At 45.2% G+C, this 14498-nt stretch carries 24 protein-coding genes and 2 pseudogenes; 2 read left to right on the top strand and 24 right to left on the bottom strand.

Features of this window, described 5'->3' with window-relative positions:
• Positions 1–100: 100 nt before the first annotated feature.
• From ACYVGR_RS23105 to ACYVGR_RS22990, 24 genes and pseudogenes are all read right to left on the bottom strand, one after another.
• The gene (locus ACYVGR_RS23105) at positions 101–577 is read right to left on the bottom strand and encodes a hypothetical protein (RefSeq protein WP_460961150.1); all 477 of its coding nucleotides are present in this window, start codon (positions 575–577) and stop codon (positions 101–103) included.
• Positions 578–1435, bottom strand: coding sequence for a hypothetical protein (locus tag ACYVGR_RS23100; protein ID WP_460961148.1), 858 nt, complete (start codon positions 1433–1435; stop codon positions 578–580). It abuts the gene before it with no gap.
• Entirely contained in the window at positions 1435–1608 is a 174-nt protein-coding gene (locus ACYVGR_RS23095) for a hypothetical protein (RefSeq protein ID WP_460961146.1), read from the bottom strand. The genes ACYVGR_RS23100 and ACYVGR_RS23095 overlap by 1 nt, the downstream gene beginning before the upstream one ends.
• Positions 1609–1749: 141 nt before the next feature.
• The gene (locus ACYVGR_RS23090) at positions 1750–2376 is read right to left on the bottom strand and encodes a hypothetical protein (protein WP_460961144.1); all 627 of its coding nucleotides are present in this window, start codon (positions 2374–2376) and stop codon (positions 1750–1752) included.
• Positions 2304–3065 (bottom strand): hypothetical protein, encoded by a 762-nt coding sequence (locus ACYVGR_RS23085; protein ID WP_460961142.1) that lies wholly within the window; start codon positions 3063–3065, stop codon positions 2304–2306. The genes ACYVGR_RS23090 and ACYVGR_RS23085 overlap by 73 nt, the downstream gene beginning before the upstream one ends.
• A 16-nt stretch (positions 3066–3081) precedes the next feature.
• Positions 3082–4053, bottom strand: a complete 972-nt coding sequence (locus ACYVGR_RS23080) for a DUF6712 family protein (protein ID WP_460961139.1) — start codon at positions 4051–4053, stop codon at positions 3082–3084.
• Complete coding sequence (locus ACYVGR_RS23075) at positions 4053–5324, bottom strand: hypothetical protein (RefSeq protein ID WP_460961137.1); 1272 nt, start codon at positions 5322–5324, stop codon at positions 4053–4055. Before ACYVGR_RS23075 ends, ACYVGR_RS23080 begins: the two co-directional genes overlap by 1 nt.
• Positions 5325–5326: 2 nt before the next feature.
• Positions 5327–5641, bottom strand: coding sequence for a hypothetical protein (locus ACYVGR_RS23070; RefSeq protein ID WP_460961135.1), 315 nt, complete (start codon positions 5639–5641; stop codon positions 5327–5329).
• The gene (locus tag ACYVGR_RS23065; protein WP_460961133.1) at positions 5631–5834 is read right to left on the bottom strand and encodes a hypothetical protein; all 204 of its coding nucleotides are present in this window, start codon (positions 5832–5834) and stop codon (positions 5631–5633) included. The genes ACYVGR_RS23070 and ACYVGR_RS23065 overlap by 11 nt, the downstream gene beginning before the upstream one ends.
• A 154-nt stretch (positions 5835–5988) precedes the next feature.
• Entirely contained in the window at positions 5989–6261 is a 273-nt protein-coding gene (locus ACYVGR_RS23060; protein WP_460961131.1) for a hypothetical protein, read from the bottom strand.
• 28 nt (positions 6262–6289) lie between these two features.
• Positions 6290–6721, bottom strand: coding sequence for a hypothetical protein (locus ACYVGR_RS23055; protein ID WP_460961129.1), 432 nt, complete (start codon positions 6719–6721; stop codon positions 6290–6292).
• The gene (locus tag ACYVGR_RS23050) at positions 6606–6980 is read right to left on the bottom strand and encodes a hypothetical protein (protein ID WP_460961127.1); all 375 of its coding nucleotides are present in this window, start codon (positions 6978–6980) and stop codon (positions 6606–6608) included. The genes ACYVGR_RS23055 and ACYVGR_RS23050 overlap by 116 nt, the downstream gene beginning before the upstream one ends.
• Before the next feature lie 121 nt (positions 6981–7101).
• Positions 7102–8196, bottom strand: a pseudogene (locus ACYVGR_RS23045) (patatin-like phospholipase family protein); the annotation flags it as partial.
• A 29-nt stretch (positions 8197–8225) separates the two neighbouring features.
• Positions 8226–8429 carry a hypothetical protein gene (locus ACYVGR_RS23040; RefSeq protein WP_460961125.1) on the bottom strand — a complete coding sequence of 68 codons (204 nt, stop codon included), beginning with the start codon at positions 8427–8429 and terminating at the stop codon, positions 8226–8228.
• 316 nt (positions 8430–8745) lie between these two features.
• Positions 8746–9024, bottom strand: a complete 279-nt coding sequence (locus ACYVGR_RS23035) for a hypothetical protein (RefSeq protein WP_460961123.1) — start codon at positions 9022–9024, stop codon at positions 8746–8748.
• A 70-nt stretch (positions 9025–9094) separates the two neighbouring features.
• Complete coding sequence (locus ACYVGR_RS23030) at positions 9095–9505, bottom strand: hypothetical protein (protein WP_460961121.1); 411 nt, start codon at positions 9503–9505, stop codon at positions 9095–9097.
• Positions 9506–9523: 18 nt separating this feature from the next.
• Entirely contained in the window at positions 9524–9757 is a 234-nt protein-coding gene (locus tag ACYVGR_RS23025) for a hypothetical protein (RefSeq protein WP_460961119.1), read from the bottom strand.
• 14 nt (positions 9758–9771) lie between these two features.
• Entirely contained in the window at positions 9772–10029 is a 258-nt protein-coding gene (locus tag ACYVGR_RS23020) for a hypothetical protein (protein WP_460961117.1), read from the bottom strand.
• Positions 10016–10204: a hypothetical protein gene (locus ACYVGR_RS23015; protein WP_460961115.1), complete on the bottom strand. Its 189-nt coding sequence runs from the start codon at positions 10202–10204 to the stop codon at positions 10016–10018. Before ACYVGR_RS23015 ends, ACYVGR_RS23020 begins: the two co-directional genes overlap by 14 nt.
• Entirely contained in the window at positions 10197–10547 is a 351-nt protein-coding gene (locus tag ACYVGR_RS23010) for a hypothetical protein (RefSeq protein WP_460961113.1), read from the bottom strand. Before ACYVGR_RS23010 ends, ACYVGR_RS23015 begins: the two co-directional genes overlap by 8 nt.
• Positions 10548–10549: 2 nt before the next feature.
• Positions 10550–11377 carry a hypothetical protein gene (locus ACYVGR_RS23005; RefSeq protein WP_460961111.1) on the bottom strand — a complete coding sequence of 276 codons (828 nt, stop codon included), beginning with the start codon at positions 11375–11377 and terminating at the stop codon, positions 10550–10552.
• A 177-nt stretch (positions 11378–11554) separates the two neighbouring features.
• Positions 11555–11770, bottom strand: a complete 216-nt coding sequence (locus tag ACYVGR_RS23000) for a hypothetical protein (protein WP_460961109.1) — start codon at positions 11768–11770, stop codon at positions 11555–11557.
• A 638-nt stretch (positions 11771–12408) separates the two neighbouring features.
• Positions 12409–12660 (bottom strand): hypothetical protein, encoded by a 252-nt coding sequence (locus ACYVGR_RS22995; RefSeq protein ID WP_460961107.1) that lies wholly within the window; start codon positions 12658–12660, stop codon positions 12409–12411.
• Between the two features lie 27 nt (positions 12661–12687).
• Positions 12688–12960 carry a hypothetical protein gene (locus tag ACYVGR_RS22990; RefSeq protein WP_460961105.1) on the bottom strand — a complete coding sequence of 91 codons (273 nt, stop codon included), beginning with the start codon at positions 12958–12960 and terminating at the stop codon, positions 12688–12690.
• Positions 12961–13206: 246 nt separating this feature from the next.
• Here ACYVGR_RS22990 and ACYVGR_RS22985 point away from each other — a divergent pair, with 246 nt between their 5' ends.
• Both ACYVGR_RS22985 and ACYVGR_RS22980 read left to right on the top strand, forming a co-directional pair.
• Complete coding sequence (locus ACYVGR_RS22985) at positions 13207–13680, top strand: hypothetical protein (RefSeq protein ID WP_460961103.1); 474 nt, start codon at positions 13207–13209, stop codon at positions 13678–13680.
• A 357-nt stretch (positions 13681–14037) separates the two neighbouring features.
• Positions 14038–14286: pseudogene (locus ACYVGR_RS22980) on the top strand (Arm DNA-binding domain-containing protein); the annotation flags it as partial.
• Positions 14287–14498: the final 212 nt, after the last annotated feature.

Raw genomic sequence — 14498 nt, 5'->3', positions numbered from 1 at the left:
TAGGAAAAGCAGCACAAAGGGAGCGGCCAAACCCCAAACCAAATAGAATCGTATTAACGTAAATAGCTTCATTTCTTTCTCAACTTACTGGTTAATTGAATTAACTATATAACTCACTGTTGACCATGAGGCCTACTTTAATACGTACCTCGTAGCCGTAGGAGGCCTCTAAAGTTACCATTGTAATGGGCTCCAGAAAAATCCGTTGCGCTGGATCAATGAGCACTTTATAATTTGTATCAGGACTTTGCTGGATTTTAGCGCAAATTTCGGTAGCTAGTCGTTCGGCTTCATCAAAGGCCAAATCTTCGTCTAGGTCGCTGCTCATATCGCCTTGGCAAATCACGTAATAGGTGGCATCGAACCAGGCAATAGTTAAACCGGCCCCATTATCCTCCAGGCTGTATTTAGGCCGTAATAAAAACGCTGCCGGGTAAATATCCTCACTTCGGGAAATGGCCATAAGCCGATCCATTTTATCGCCCCCGGAACGATTCACGGTCTTGATGCCGGGCACGGATCCGGCCAGCGGGTTAAAGAACTCCCAGAAAGATTTGGTGCACGTTGTAGCGCTCATTTAGATAGTTTCCTCTTGTTTACGGTGTTCAATTTCAGCCAAAATGTCCTTTCTATTTTCCTCCAGGAATAGCAAAACGTCGTGTAAATTGGCCGCTTTGGTCTGGTCGAGATTGCCAAAAATCCCTTTCGCTGCCAATAAATGGCTATTCTTAACCCATGCCTGGCCAGGGTATTGGTCAGGCTCTCCAGCCTCGCCACCGCTTAGTTCATAGCGGCCCATAACTTTCTCCAGGTTGCCCACAAAAAACAGCAATACGGCCATTTTAAGGCCTGGCTCAATAGCGGCCAGGAGCTTGGCCCGTTCTTTGGCGTTAAACTCGTTGTAGGGCTCCCGGTGGTCGCCATTCCAGCCTGGCGCGGCCTGGTAGTCTCCAGTCCTGGCTGGTCGGCAAAGGGTGGCAACTAGTAAATCTAAGTGCTCATCTCCCTGGATTAGCTGCCGGATCCAGATAAGAAAATGAATATATGCGTCGGTGAGCTCCCCAAAGCTCATGGTTAAAAAGTCGGTCTCTGGTAATAACCAGGTATGCCCAAAATCCAGCTCCAGCGTAGCAAATGGCTGTTTATGAATAGCCTCTTTTTGCATCCATCGTAATTGGTGCTTAAGGGTGTGCAATACCACCGCGTTGGCCTGTTTGGCTTTCTTGCCTACGCCTGGACCAAAGTGGGTTTGCATGAGCTTTTTCCAGACTTTTTGGCGAATCCCTAACGTCAATCGGAGCGTTTCGTGGAAACTGTCCGGCGTGGGTGGCGTGAAAAACGTAAGCTGGAGTAATTGCGGCAACCGTTCAGGATCCACCTCACTCCAGCTTTCGGGCAACTGGTAGGAACTTCCGGCAAATTCGATAGTTAGCATTAGCGCTTAAGGTTTGTTTGGAGCCAGGTACTTAGGCTAGTGGCTGGACTGAATACATACCGGAGGGTATTCACCCCCCAAATGAGCCGTATAGGCATCCAGAGTAAAATGACTAGTACCGTATCCAGCAGACCTAAAAAGACCATCAGCAGGAAATAAAAGACTGTTTTCATGGGGTTTTTATTCGTTAAAAAGTAAAGCCATTAGGCGGCATCCGAACTCCCATCCGGCCACCATTAGCCCAAAGAGAGCTAACAGCGACCAAATGGAAAAGGACACCATTTTGCGCTTTGGAATTGCGTTCATGGGTGCGTTTATTGGTGTTTTAAAGTGGTTAAATAAGGGGTGAGCCAGTTGGCTATAAATTTAATTTCGGACTTTTTACGGCGGTTGATGTAGCAGCCGTATTTAGTACCTTTGCCGCCCGAAGTGTTAAATCCGATTAGCGTTACTTCGTCCTCGTCAGGATCCCAAACGTCCGACACTAGCCCCTCTACGTGGCTGGCAAATAGGCTCACTACGTCCATTCGGCGCGGCATGATGCCTAAGCGCTGGTTTCCTCGTTGGTTGCGTCGGTAGATGATCTTAGCAGGGACTGAGAAATAACTGGCCACGGCTCCCAGGGCTTTTACGGGCAACTTTACCCCGTTGACCCGGTGGGCGTAGTAGTAGCCACTGGCACAATAGGCAGACCGAACAGGCAGGCCGTTATAGCGATTGATCTTGGTAATCCACGGGGCATCGTTGTTGTTGGTCTGCTCCACCTTCCCGACAAAAACGGCAGCACTATCCAGGATGGCCTGGCGTAAAAGCGTTTCGTCTAGTGTCCAGGGGTTGGCTGGATAGATGGCGTTTTTGTCCGGCCCTTTTACGGTTTGACCCCATGAGAGAGAGCCGAATGTAAGATAAATAAGGCAACAAAACCGAAGGTGATAAGGCATCTCTGGTAGGGGGTTAAATCCTCGAAAAACTCGGTAAAAAAATCCCGGCGTGACCGAATGAAAGGCAGCAAATACAGCCCAACAAACGGCACCAAAATCAGCAGTTTAAAGAGGCCTACCGGCAAATCCCAGAACTCCACGTACTTCTCAAAAAAGAACTTTTGATTGCTGGTAATGTCGTAAGCGTTCATTTTTTCCTCCAGCGGCAATTTCTCGTTTAGTACCTGGATCTCGTGGCCAATGTTGGTAAAGTTGGTGCTGGCCCAAACGATAGCAGCCACCAAAAGCGTAATCTGGACAATGGCCCCTAAACGGTGGCTTAACAGGCTTTTCACCTTGTCCATTGTTGATCGTTCGGCCTCGCCTGGCTCTACGGGTTCCTCAATAGCCAGGCCTAACTCTCTAGCCAGTTGTACGGCTTGCCGGTCGGCATCTACCGCCCACTGGACATACATTTTTTTGCTGGCTTCGTCGGTTTCCTGTACTGCCGTGGCTCGGAATCCAGCGGCATCCTCCCGCAAAGCCTGATAGGCCTCAATTTTGCGCTGTCGTTCGGCTTCTTCGGCCTGCTGCCGTTGCTCTTCCAGTGCGTCCATATCCCGCTGGAGTTGTGCCTGTTGGTCTCGCAATTTTTGCGCGGCCAGCTCGAAAGGATCTACTGTTTGTTCTGTACTGTTTTCGGTATTCATTGTTTGTATTAGTTGTTTAAAGAATTACTAAAGAACTGTTGGTAAAATCGTCGTCTGTGCTCACCCCTGCCGTGGCCAGGTGAGCCTGGTAAAAGCCGGGCCATTGGGTGCTGGTGGACGTGGCTTGTAAATAGTCGTGTAACTCCGAAAGGAACATTTGGCCATCCTGGTAGAGCTGGCGCTTTTGGGTGCCTTTGGTATCGCCCCCGGGCGCCACTTCTTCAAACGTTCCGTCTTTGCTCCGGCGCTCGGTTATGCCGGTGGTGTCCAGCGTTAAGGGCAAATACGGATAGGCTTCATAGAGGGCCATATGAGCCAGCGCTGGCCGGATCATCTCCACCAAATCCTTTTCCTGACTGGTGAGCGTACCCGCTGGATTACTCCAGGCCGCTTTGAGTGCAGTATAAACCGACTCCGTTAAAACGGGCCGGATATAGATCATTTCGGCCCGTTTGATGTAGGTCAATAACTGCTCAAATAAGCGGTTTTTACGGCCTAGCGTCGGGATATGTTCGGCCAGCTCACTAGCGGAACGGATCCACACTTTTTGGCGCTTTTGGTAGGCTTGGGAGCCAGTCCAGGCCGCTGGCCGGATCTGCTCCACGGCCTGCCAAAAGTTTTCTAGGGCCAGGTCTAACATGGCCAGGTTTGCCTCCCTGGAGTCCACATATTCCCACTTGGCCACGGCCACCGTGTTCTGGGTGTTCATCTTCTGAATACCCAAATCACTAGCCCGTAATTTCAGATGTGGAAAGGCGAACTCATAACAGCGCCAACTCATGCAGGCCAGCGCCAAATAGTGCAAATCGGCATCATCGGAGCCCGTTTCTGGATTCGATAAGCCAGCCAGGTAGGCCATTAATTCCTTACCTACCTGATCGGTAAACCACCGCTCCGAAAAGTCGGCAAAGGGCAGCATGGTATCAAAGCTCAGTTTGGCCTGTACCCCGCCCAAATGGAGTTTTAAAACGTCTTGATTCAGTAGCATTAGGCTCCGTGGTTTACGACGGCTTGTTTGCCGTTCGGGTTTTTGTCCAGGGTGGTTAATTGTACCTCTTTGAAGGCCGGGATTACGTCCGTATAGCCCAAAATTCGGAGGGCCATCTGGACGGGCTCCAGCAGGATCTGGCGTTGTACCGGCGTTCTAAAATGTTGCTGGTAATCGGCTACCACACGTACCTGGCTCCCTGAATCCCCGCTTTTCGAGCCGGGTGTAACCCCGCCTAAAACGGGCAAAACGCCTACCGCGTTGGTGGTCGAAACGTTGGCCATTTCCCATACTTTGCTGTAGGCGTCGTCCGACATTTCGTTTTTCATGGGAACCACGTCGATACTTTCCAGGGCTTTGTTATCGTCCCCCCGGAGGTATCTCACCAGGAGCGATTTATTTACGTTGTCCACCCCAGAAAGCCACGTTTTTAGGCTCTCTCCGAATTTGGCCCATTTCTCCTGGATCGCTTTGGGCTCTAAATCCCGGCCTCCCTCCTTATCGAAATAGTCTTTCGGCATCTTAATCAGGTATTTGATGTTATACCCGTTTTTGAGCCCTGATTTGTGAAAGAGCGGGATTAGGTTGGCTACTTCGATCCAGTCCCTGGCACACCACCAGGAAGGGAAGGCATAGAACGGATTGCCTGAAATGTGTTCCCGGCTGTGGAACATGCTCACGATATTGCGCGTAGGATCCTGCCGGTTAAAAGCGGGTACTACCTCGCTCTTTTCCAGTGCCTGGCCCCACCCCTCCCCGAACCACGGATTTTGCAGGTAGTTCTGGATTTTGTTGCCAACGGGTTTGCCTATACGCGTGGTGAAACTATCCGAAATGGACAGCAACGGCAGGCCGTCCGGCGTGAACTCGAACCGGGTAAAATGGTTGGCATTCGTTACCCGCTCGTTAATGGCCGCAATCATGTAATTGGGCAGTTCCGTCTGGTAACTCCAGTCGGTTAGCTTTGCGTCTGTAAACGGCTCCAGGTGGATGGTTTTGCCCTCCTGGATCTGCTTAAAAAAGCCTAACCCGCTGCCGTGGATCATGTCCCGGATAGCCTCCAATAGTGGCCGGATCTGGCTGTTTTGTTCCACCAGCCGGGCCATTTGGTTGGGCTGGTTATCTTCCCGGCCCCAGGGTATATGGTCTAAGCCATTCGCCCTGGTGAGCGTCAGGCTGGAGCCAAAAATCTGATCTCGGCCAGTGAGTTGCAAAACGGCCCCGTTTCGCTCACTCGGTATTAAAAATGTATTTTCTGTTAGTGCCTCCATAGTTAAAAAGTGTGCACCACTCGCTGGCCGTTATAGTGCGTAATGAGGTCGATAAGGATCTCGAACGGTTGCGGTGCCCCGTCGGGCTTTTGATTGTCTAGGTTTTCCAGTAGGAGTACATGGTTTAAATTGATGTTTCCCCGGTAGCCACGTTCTCCAGGCAGGTTTTTAGAGCACTTACGGACTCTGGCTTTCTGGCCTACCGTCGAATCCTTTTTTATGTAGGTAATGCTAAAAACGTGAGCCTTTCCCCCGCCCAGGGTGTCCTGGTGGATCTCGGCAAACATGGCCCGGCGCGTAATGGTATTAGATGGCATTGGTTAAGCGTCTGGTGGCTGAAATTTCAGGCTCCAGAACCCGGTAGTAGTGGCCCGTACAAAGGTTAATGTGGCAATACTGGTCAGGCTTTACCATATCGGCCTCTACCGTGGTCACGTACTCCGGGTTGATGTTTACGGCCCTGGTTGGCCCGTCAGAATCGGTAATAAATTTTACTAGTTTTAAAGCCATTGGTTCGGACCGCCGATGCGGTTGTTAGTTTGAGTTGTTTACTGGCTCAAAGTTGCACTCAGGCCTGGCCGCTGGAAAGGACGGTTTTGCAGCAACAAAAAAGCCACGGCTGGCTGGCCGTGGCTGGTAAGCGGGAGCGAACGATTCCGAACCGTTATTTGCGTTTCAGCTCTGTTTCATTAAAATCAAACTTGGTTCGTAAGCTTTTTGCGGTTCCATAAACAAGGATATACTGTCCCGTTTGCGTATCCAGAATAATGGATCCTTGTTCGCCGGTAACGGCCTGATAGCGTCGGTTTTCGTTTTTGCCGGGTTCGGGTTGGTTATCTCGCGAAGGTGTGAAATTAGCCAGCAATAGAAGGCCCGTTAGGGTAAGAACTCCCAGAAAGAACGAACGCAGGTCAATAGAAAAATGAATCGCTTTCATCGTTGATAATTGGTTTACGTGTTCCTGCTTAAGGCAAAATGCGGTTTAGTTTACCCACCAAATAAAGCCCTACGGCCAGCCGCATGGCCCAAACCTCCAACTTTGCCGACTTGGTTTTAAGTGTTTGTTCGCCTAGTTGCTGCTTGGCGGTGGCCAGGTCGGTGGTTAGGTTGCCGTTTGTTTTGGTAAGGCTGGCCAGCTCCCCGGCCTGGCGTTGGTTGGTGGCTTCTTGTTCGGAGATTTGGGCTTTATAAACCACCTCGCGCTTTATGGCCCAATCGCCTTTGATAAGATCCTGCTGGATCTGTTTGGCATTATGGATAAACTCCACGGCCACGGCTAGACTATCGGTGTTTTGCTTGCTGTTGGTAGCGCTGATTGATTGAGCGCATAGTGGCCAGCTCGGTAGCAGCAGTAGCAGAATCCAGAGCGGTTTTTTCGCGGAAATAAAGGAGTTCATTTTGAAGGTGTTTAATGGTGGTATTTTTCTCGGTGAGTACGGCGCTCCAGCGTACCGAGTCGGCAAAAGATTGGGCGCTTGTTTTCTCCTGGAGCAAAATGGCCCGTTCGTCCTGGCAGGCCTGGAGTGATTGCTGGCCGGTGAGCTGGCTAATAAGCCAGGTTACAGCGATACCGATGGCCACGGCCACCAGCTCCCAGATAAAGCGGCTGGAATTGCCCTTTATGAATTGCCAGATTGTGCTTAGAAATTGTTTCATGGCTCAAAGGTGAGCCGTGTGTGGGGTATCCGAAAGGACATAAAAAAAGCCAGCCCTGGAGAGAGCTAGCTTCTAAGTAATTGTTTTAAAGGCTACTTCTAGCTGACATTATCTATAACTATTAAGACCCTTCAAACCAAGTAGTAGAACTATCTAATCTAAATTTAGACAACCTATCATTTGCTGAAGCATAACCGTTACTTATTAATTCATCAACTTTTTTACCAAAATCTAATAATCCAATATTAAGTTCCAAAAAATCATTAGTTGGTCTAATTATACAAACTTTACATTCAGGACGTCCTCTTAATTTCGCTATTTTATTCTTTTCAATTATTGCATAAGAAACTTCTCTCAAATTTGTAATTAGCCAAGTATCTATTAAATCATTGACAATATTTAACAGCCCAGTTCTCTTTATTATGTCATTATTTATTAATCGTTTATCTTTACTAACAGAGGGAACTAAAACAAATATAACTTTTTCGCCTAATTGTTCTGCAACACTTAAAGGATTATTATTTAAAATTCCACCATCAAAATATCCATATTTATTTGGCGGAAATGCAATAGGAATTGAACTACTTCCAATTAACGACTCTATTAGTTCTTCTTTATTATTTAAACCTATATATTTTGAAAATGTATCTGAAGGAACATTTACTTTCTTATCCTTTAACCAATAGTATACAAATTTCCCCGATGTTGCAACATCCGTTAAAGTTATTGCAAGATTGAAATTTGAATCATTAATAGTATTCAATCTACTTAATACATTAGCCATCTTTTTCCTTAATGGCTTATTGTTATATATACTATCAAATTTCTTAGAAAGAAAAAAATATACAATTAAACACGAAATCACTATTATAGATAGCAGAGATATCGACAAGGTAATCCTTATAAATTTCTGAAATGTTGGCCAATTGTTAATAAAGTTAAAGCTTTCAGCCAGTAGAAAAGTAGAAGAGATTAACAGTACAATAAAAATAATAAAAAAAGCTTTTATAAAGCGATAAGTAATACTGCTTGTATAAACCTCATTAGAAGAAACATTCCATAACTTACATAAATCATCTATATCATAACCAGCAAATATTGCAGAGGTATTTAGAGACCCGGCGGAAGTACCAACAATAGTTTTAGGTGGCTTTCCAAATTTTTCAAGCAAAAACTTATAAGCACCTATTTCCCATGATCCGAAAGCACCTCCACCTGAAAATACAACAGCGTAATCAAAAGACGCTACTTTTTTTTTAAAATTCTCTTTAAGTTTTCGCTAATATTTTTTCCTAAATTTTCATATTGCTCATCTGTAAAGGCGTTAATATTACCTATATCATTTAGGCCAATTGTTTTTAAAAAAGGCCCCAATAGACCTTTGGCAAGTTCGTCCAAAGCTTCCTCACATTCTGTGAGTTTCTTTTCGCATTCTTCGTTGCTATCCATAGCATTCATTTTTATTTAAAAAAATATTATCAATTTCTCCAAATAATTCATCCATTAAAACAACGTCAAAATCTCATATGAAAAGTAAATTATTAATCAAAAGATTAGATAATGCTCTAAAACACTGACTATTTGCAAATTTAGTTAACACTTAATCCTAATAGAAGCGCTAAATCGAAAAACATTAAACATTCTTATTCAATTTACTTAACGGTATATTACTTAGAACTTTAGTGCTATATATTATACTTACAATTGTATATTTTTTTTATAATTTTGACTATTTAATTATCAATAGATAATGATCAAAATACCTTCAAACTCTAAGTAAACTTTCATATGAAATTAACTTTATCGTTGAAAAATAGTCAGTTCTGGGCAAATCAGCCTTTTTGCTGGCATCGTTGGTCGCTTTCTCCAGAATGGCGTTAGAAATGAAGTAAATAAGATTGGCTTTCTGCTTTTTTAGGCCAGCCAACACGGCAAAGGCCTCCAGGCTAATTTGGGGAGAGATGGCTTTGCTTTCCTTTGGTTTGCGGCCAGAGCCTGCTGGCCTTACTTTTTTGGATCCGTCTTCGTTGTAGCCTTTTGGCATGGTAGCTTAGTTGGTTTATACTAGTGGAATGAGAAAAGAAAAGCCTGGCCGTATCCGGCCAGGCTGGTGGTTAATCGTTTAATCCGGCTCTATCCCGTTCGTACCCTCCGAGCTCTACGGTAATTGCTATACGTTCGGCTTTGTATCGTGCGTTAAGCTCGTTAACCATGTGCCACATTACCAGCTCAAAACAATCAGAATACGTAATAAATGGAGCCTTTTGGATTAGCCTGCTGGCCACGTAAATAAGGTAGTAGGGCTTTCCTAAAATACCCTTTTGTGAGCGCTGCACAACGTTTTTGCAAACCTTCGGAATGTTGATTTCTGGCCCTCTAAAATTGCAATTGTGATAAAGGGTAGAAATCATGTGCTGCTCTTTAAGCGGCTTTACTTCCTTAAGCCCTGGTGAGCTCATTATCCACCGTTCTGGCTCTGGAAACATGGCCAGGTAATCCGCTAGGGTAATTATTATTGTTTGCATTGGAATGGATTTGCTTAATTATCGGTGAACTTTAGTAGCTATTTTGCCCCCTAACTGTGGGATAATGTTTGGCCCATAAGCCTCATCTGGATTATCCAGAAGTTGGCCGGAAATCTGGTTTAGGCGCTTGCAGTGGCTACAATCGCAATTCTTTTTGCTTGGCAGGGGCAAACGGGTAAGAATTAATAAACCATCCTGTATTTCTTTATTGTCCTGTATCTGTTCCTCGGTGAGTGAATGGCTTTCTAGCATGTACTGAGAATCGATTAATTAAAAAGTGACGTTTGTTTAGTCCTGGCCAGCTCAACCTGGAGGTTAAAAATGATTGTTTGCTGTTCCTGACAGTAGTCAACTACGCTGGCTAGTTGTTGCTGTAAGTCGGTGGCTTCCTGGTTATTGATTAAGCCTTTGATAAACCCCGCCTGAATACACCGCCAAACGGTGCCAGTGGGTAGCAAACCACGTTTTAAGTTTAGGAGCTCTCTGGTGCTTGGTACTGGAGTATTGGCGTTAATTGCGTCCATAATCGGCGTATTTTGAGGGTGTTTTAAATGAGTTGGCATACTTGTCTAAAAAGGATAAAAAAGGGCTCAGAACGAACGTTAAGGCAATTATGACGGCGAGAGCCACCAGGAGCCAGAAGCCTAAAAAGAGAGCTCCAGCGACTACAACGGGGAGACTGAAAAGCAGTTTAATCATGGTAAGGAACAGTTAAATAGTTAGGTGAAAATCCGTTACTGATAAGGCAATAGTCCAGGGCATCCGATAGGGTTTGCAAGTCTGGATTGAGGGGCACGTTTCGGAGTACTTTCCAGAGCGCTACCGTTACCGGCATGTTTAGGCCGTATTTTTTCTGGTTATCTCGTAGCTGCCAGGTGAGTAAATTGTGTTGCGTTATTCGGCCCCTCCATTCGATTAGGGTAAGTTCCTCCAGGCTTAAGCTATTGAGAGCGCTCTGGAGGCTGTAGCGGCTCGGCGGGTGCACCAGGTTTAACAAAGCGGCCATTTCCGCCTTGTAAATGTAAATTGTAACCTTGTGCACGCTTACTTTTTATTCACGTTAAACTTGTTAATCATGGCCGCTATGGCTCCTTTTGCATTCGCCACGGCTTGCTGGTTATCTGGATCGGCTGGAGGGCGTGGTGGTGTCATATTCGGCGTGGCTCGGCCTGGCGTGGCCCGGCCATTTTCCCGGTGGTTAGCTGGCCGCTGGTGGTTAATTGGCTGCTGGTGGAATTGGTTGGCTGGCTGCTGGTTGGTGGCTGGCTCTGGCTTGTAAACCATTGGCTCCTTTATCAGCACTGGAGCATCTAAATAGGCATCTTTTACCTTTCGCCACCAGGCTTCTACTCTAGTGCGTGGATAGCGGGTAATGAGTTCATGGCAATGCTCTACCAGTATATCCTCCGTAGGAAAGCGACTCAGCGAAAAGGAGAAATCTATGGCCTCAAAATCCCTTACGCTCTCTCTAGGGGGCAATAATTTCTTTGGATCAAACGGCTTACCGGATAATTTGGCATCGTACAGCCGCTTTAAATAGTTGATGGTAGAAAGGTCTAGCTGGAGCTCATTGTGTGCCTTAAAATAGGTCGGGTACATTTCCAGTAAAAGCCTATCCTCTTTCTTGTGCTGGAGTGCTCCACCGCGTTTGTACCAGAGCATTTGGTATGTTTTGTCCAGGTATCCGCTGAAACAGATCCTAGCCACACAATCCTGGAATAGCGCTTGTTTGTCGTGTTTTTCGGCCTGGCCTCGGTTCTTAGAATAGCCATCAAAAACGTAGGCCTTTTCATTGGCCAGGTACAGCTCCCAGCGGTAGGTAGATAGCTCTCTATCGCCTACAAATTTTTGTCTTTGTCGTTCTTGAATCATTGCGTTTTGGGGTAGACTTAGGAGGTTATTTTTAGCCCGTTTAAGGACTTTACGGTTAATCGGGTAGTTGAGAAAATCAAAAAAAAGATCGTGGCTCTATTGGACTGATTCGGCCTATACGGCCATTTTTGGCGTTTTTGGCCATTTTTCGGGCAGATTTTAAGGGGGTTGTGGGTCTTACCAGAACATTGTGCAAGTCAGGTAGCAGCCAGTACTTTCAATGCTTAAAGAATAGCCTTTTGCAATGGCCATAAGTTGCTCCAGTTGAAAGCCATAGATTTTGCCATCTGGAATAGTCACCTTTAACGATTCTGGCCCTGGCTCAACCTGGAGCGCGTACAAATGCAGGCCTTTTAATGCTGTTGTTATCCGGTCAAGTTCTTGTTGGTTCATGGTGGTTGGTGGTGCGTTTTCTTCGTTTTAAGCCATTCTAGGCCTATTTCGGTAGTTGAGAAAATCAAAAAAAAGATCGTGGCTTTGGTGGTCTAATTCGGCTCCTGGAGCCATTTTTTGGTTTTTGGGCCATTTTTCGGGCAGATTTCTGGCTTTTTGGCCTGAGCAAAGCAGCAGTTAATCGGTTATGAAAATAGACCCTCGAAAAAAGGTTACTCTGAAAGTTAATCGAGTTAATCTAAAAGTTAAACTATTGGTTACCTGATAGTTAACTTTAGGTTTAACTGCGATTCGGCCTAAAAAAGATGCCAAAATGGCATAGTTCTACCGGCCAGCCCATAAGGCTGTTTTTTTCGCGGTTATCCTGTGAATTGCGGCTGTGTGCACCAAGCCGTAAAAGAAACCTAACGTTTATGTATATACGTAGACAATTTGGAGGTTGGTGGCCTGAATCATTGCCAGGCCACCAATCCTAACTACCTAAGTCTTATACGTTCCTCGTTAGAATGGAAAGTTTTTCCATTGCAGGTGGCAGGGAGTCGAACCCAATAAACGCTGGCCCCTAACCAGTTCGCTGCTCTCCACTAGAGCCAACCACCTAACCCTATATTCTACCTATCTGACTGATAGTGAATCTGTTAATCCTCACAATAATCTGGAAATTTCCTAGCGCGAAGCCATACGAACTGGCGCGTAAACGCTTGGATTTCCTCGGAGAGCTCGGCCAAAAGGCCACTATTATTCTGCACTCTCCGTTGCAGATTCGACAAATGAATTTTAACGTTTTCATAAGCAGACTTAACCGCCGAATCAGGCATAGCCTCAATTTGGGCATGGCTTAATAGCAGGTCTGTCACTTGACCCGAAAGGTAGTGTGTGGTAACAGGCATGAAAAGGACGGATTTGTAAAGGCAATTTTATTGGTTTGGCAGGGCTGGCATGGTGTTCGACCAAATTCCATCCCAGGTAAAGCCTAAGTAATCGACAAACTGTTTTTGGATCCAACCCGGCAAAACGGCTAGGTCTATTTTACTCTCTGGCTTAGCCTCTTTCTCAAGAATCGACCGTTTGAAATAAGTTAAGCAATCCTTTCGCATGTGTAACCGTGAGGCCAGCTTTCCATTCATCGCCAGCCAGCTTTCTAAATCTGATTGGCGTAATGCGTCATAATGCGCCTGGATAGTGTTCATACTAAAATTTGACCGTTTACATAGAATTTAGTGTGATTTCTCACTGTTTGTAACAATATTTGTCCGTTTACTGTGAAATCATAGTGCAATTATATGAACTAAAAGGAGAATAATCTTCTATTAACTTCAATAAATTTTCTATTAACTTCAAAAATAAAGTTAATAGACTGAAAATCAAATTATTCCTAAAAGGCGACTTAGAAATTTCCTTAGAGTCTATTTTATCAGTTCACTAAAACTATTATTATGGAAAACACCATTAATCTTAGGATTAACCAGGTAATGGAAAGGGAGAAAATGAACATAAACACATTTTCTAAAACCCTTAATAAAAGTTACACTGCTATCAATAGCATAGTTAAGGGACTGAGCAAACCAGGCTGGGAACTGCTAGAGGCTATTATTTCAAATTTCCCAGACATTAACCCAGGTTGGTTAATGACCGGCGAAGGGGAAATGATAAAGCAGGTGGCTCCAGCTATTGCTCCATCTTCTGCTCCAGATTCTTATTTAGTAGAGCACTTACATACTTTAGAGGAAAACTTTGCCCGGCTGGCTAGTCAACTGGAGAGTAAGGATAAGCAAATAGAAACGCTCACCCGTTTATTAGAGGTGTCAATGACACAGAAGGCTTCGGAAAAGTCTTTTCTTAACGGTACATCCTTCGAGGGCCGGGTTATACCTTTCACGCCTGTAAAAAATGAAAAAGCCACTGCTTAGGCTTTTTTTTGTAGGTTTGAGGTGTAATTCAGGGTGTACCTACCACTTACGTAGTGGTAAAGGTCTAATTCTTAATGTATTATACGTGTCCTTGTGAATCCCTACGAGTGCACGAAAGTACAATTTTAAATCCCTGCAATTCGCTGATTTGCAGGGATTTTTAGCTTATAATCCATCAGTTAGGTATTCTTGTGCTAGTACGTTATAGTCCTATCTTGTTCGCCCTGTTTGATACAATTTTGATACGGAATGTTACTGTAATGAGTGAGCGTAGGTTTGTGTCGTATTTAACACTACGGCATAATGACAACAGTAAAAGTAAACTATAAAGCTGTGTATAACTGACGCAAACAATTAGACCGTAATGGCAAAGCTTCTGTACTGATCGAAGCTTATCAAAACGGCAAACGTCGGTATCTGAAAACTGGCATACATCTAACTCCTAATGAGTGGGGCGAACGAGCGAAAGAAGTAAAAAAAGAGAGCGCACCGATAAAAGCATCAATATTATCACCTATGGGCGCTATAAGCGGGTTATCAAACTGCTTGGCGACTTCGCTAAACAACCGACCATCGAATTTAGTAATCTCACTTACAGGAGGGTAAATACGACTGGGCACACTTCACGCTGCCCATCTGGCCTGAGTGCGTCCGCGAAAAATGTAAAACCGACCTAAGTCTGGCCATCGCCCACGACTTGGAGTCGATTTGTATTGTAAAACCAAAGGAGAAGAAAGAGCGCGTGAAAAATGAAAAGGCCATAAGTGGTCAGCTAGGACTTTTGTAATGTATGGATCGATTACCCACGGTTTATCTAA

The sequence above is a fragment of the Spirosoma litoris genome (assembly GCF_054776755.1).
The sequence above is the reverse complement of the archived record's forward strand: the minus strand, read 5'-3'. Positions and strand labels throughout refer to the sequence as shown.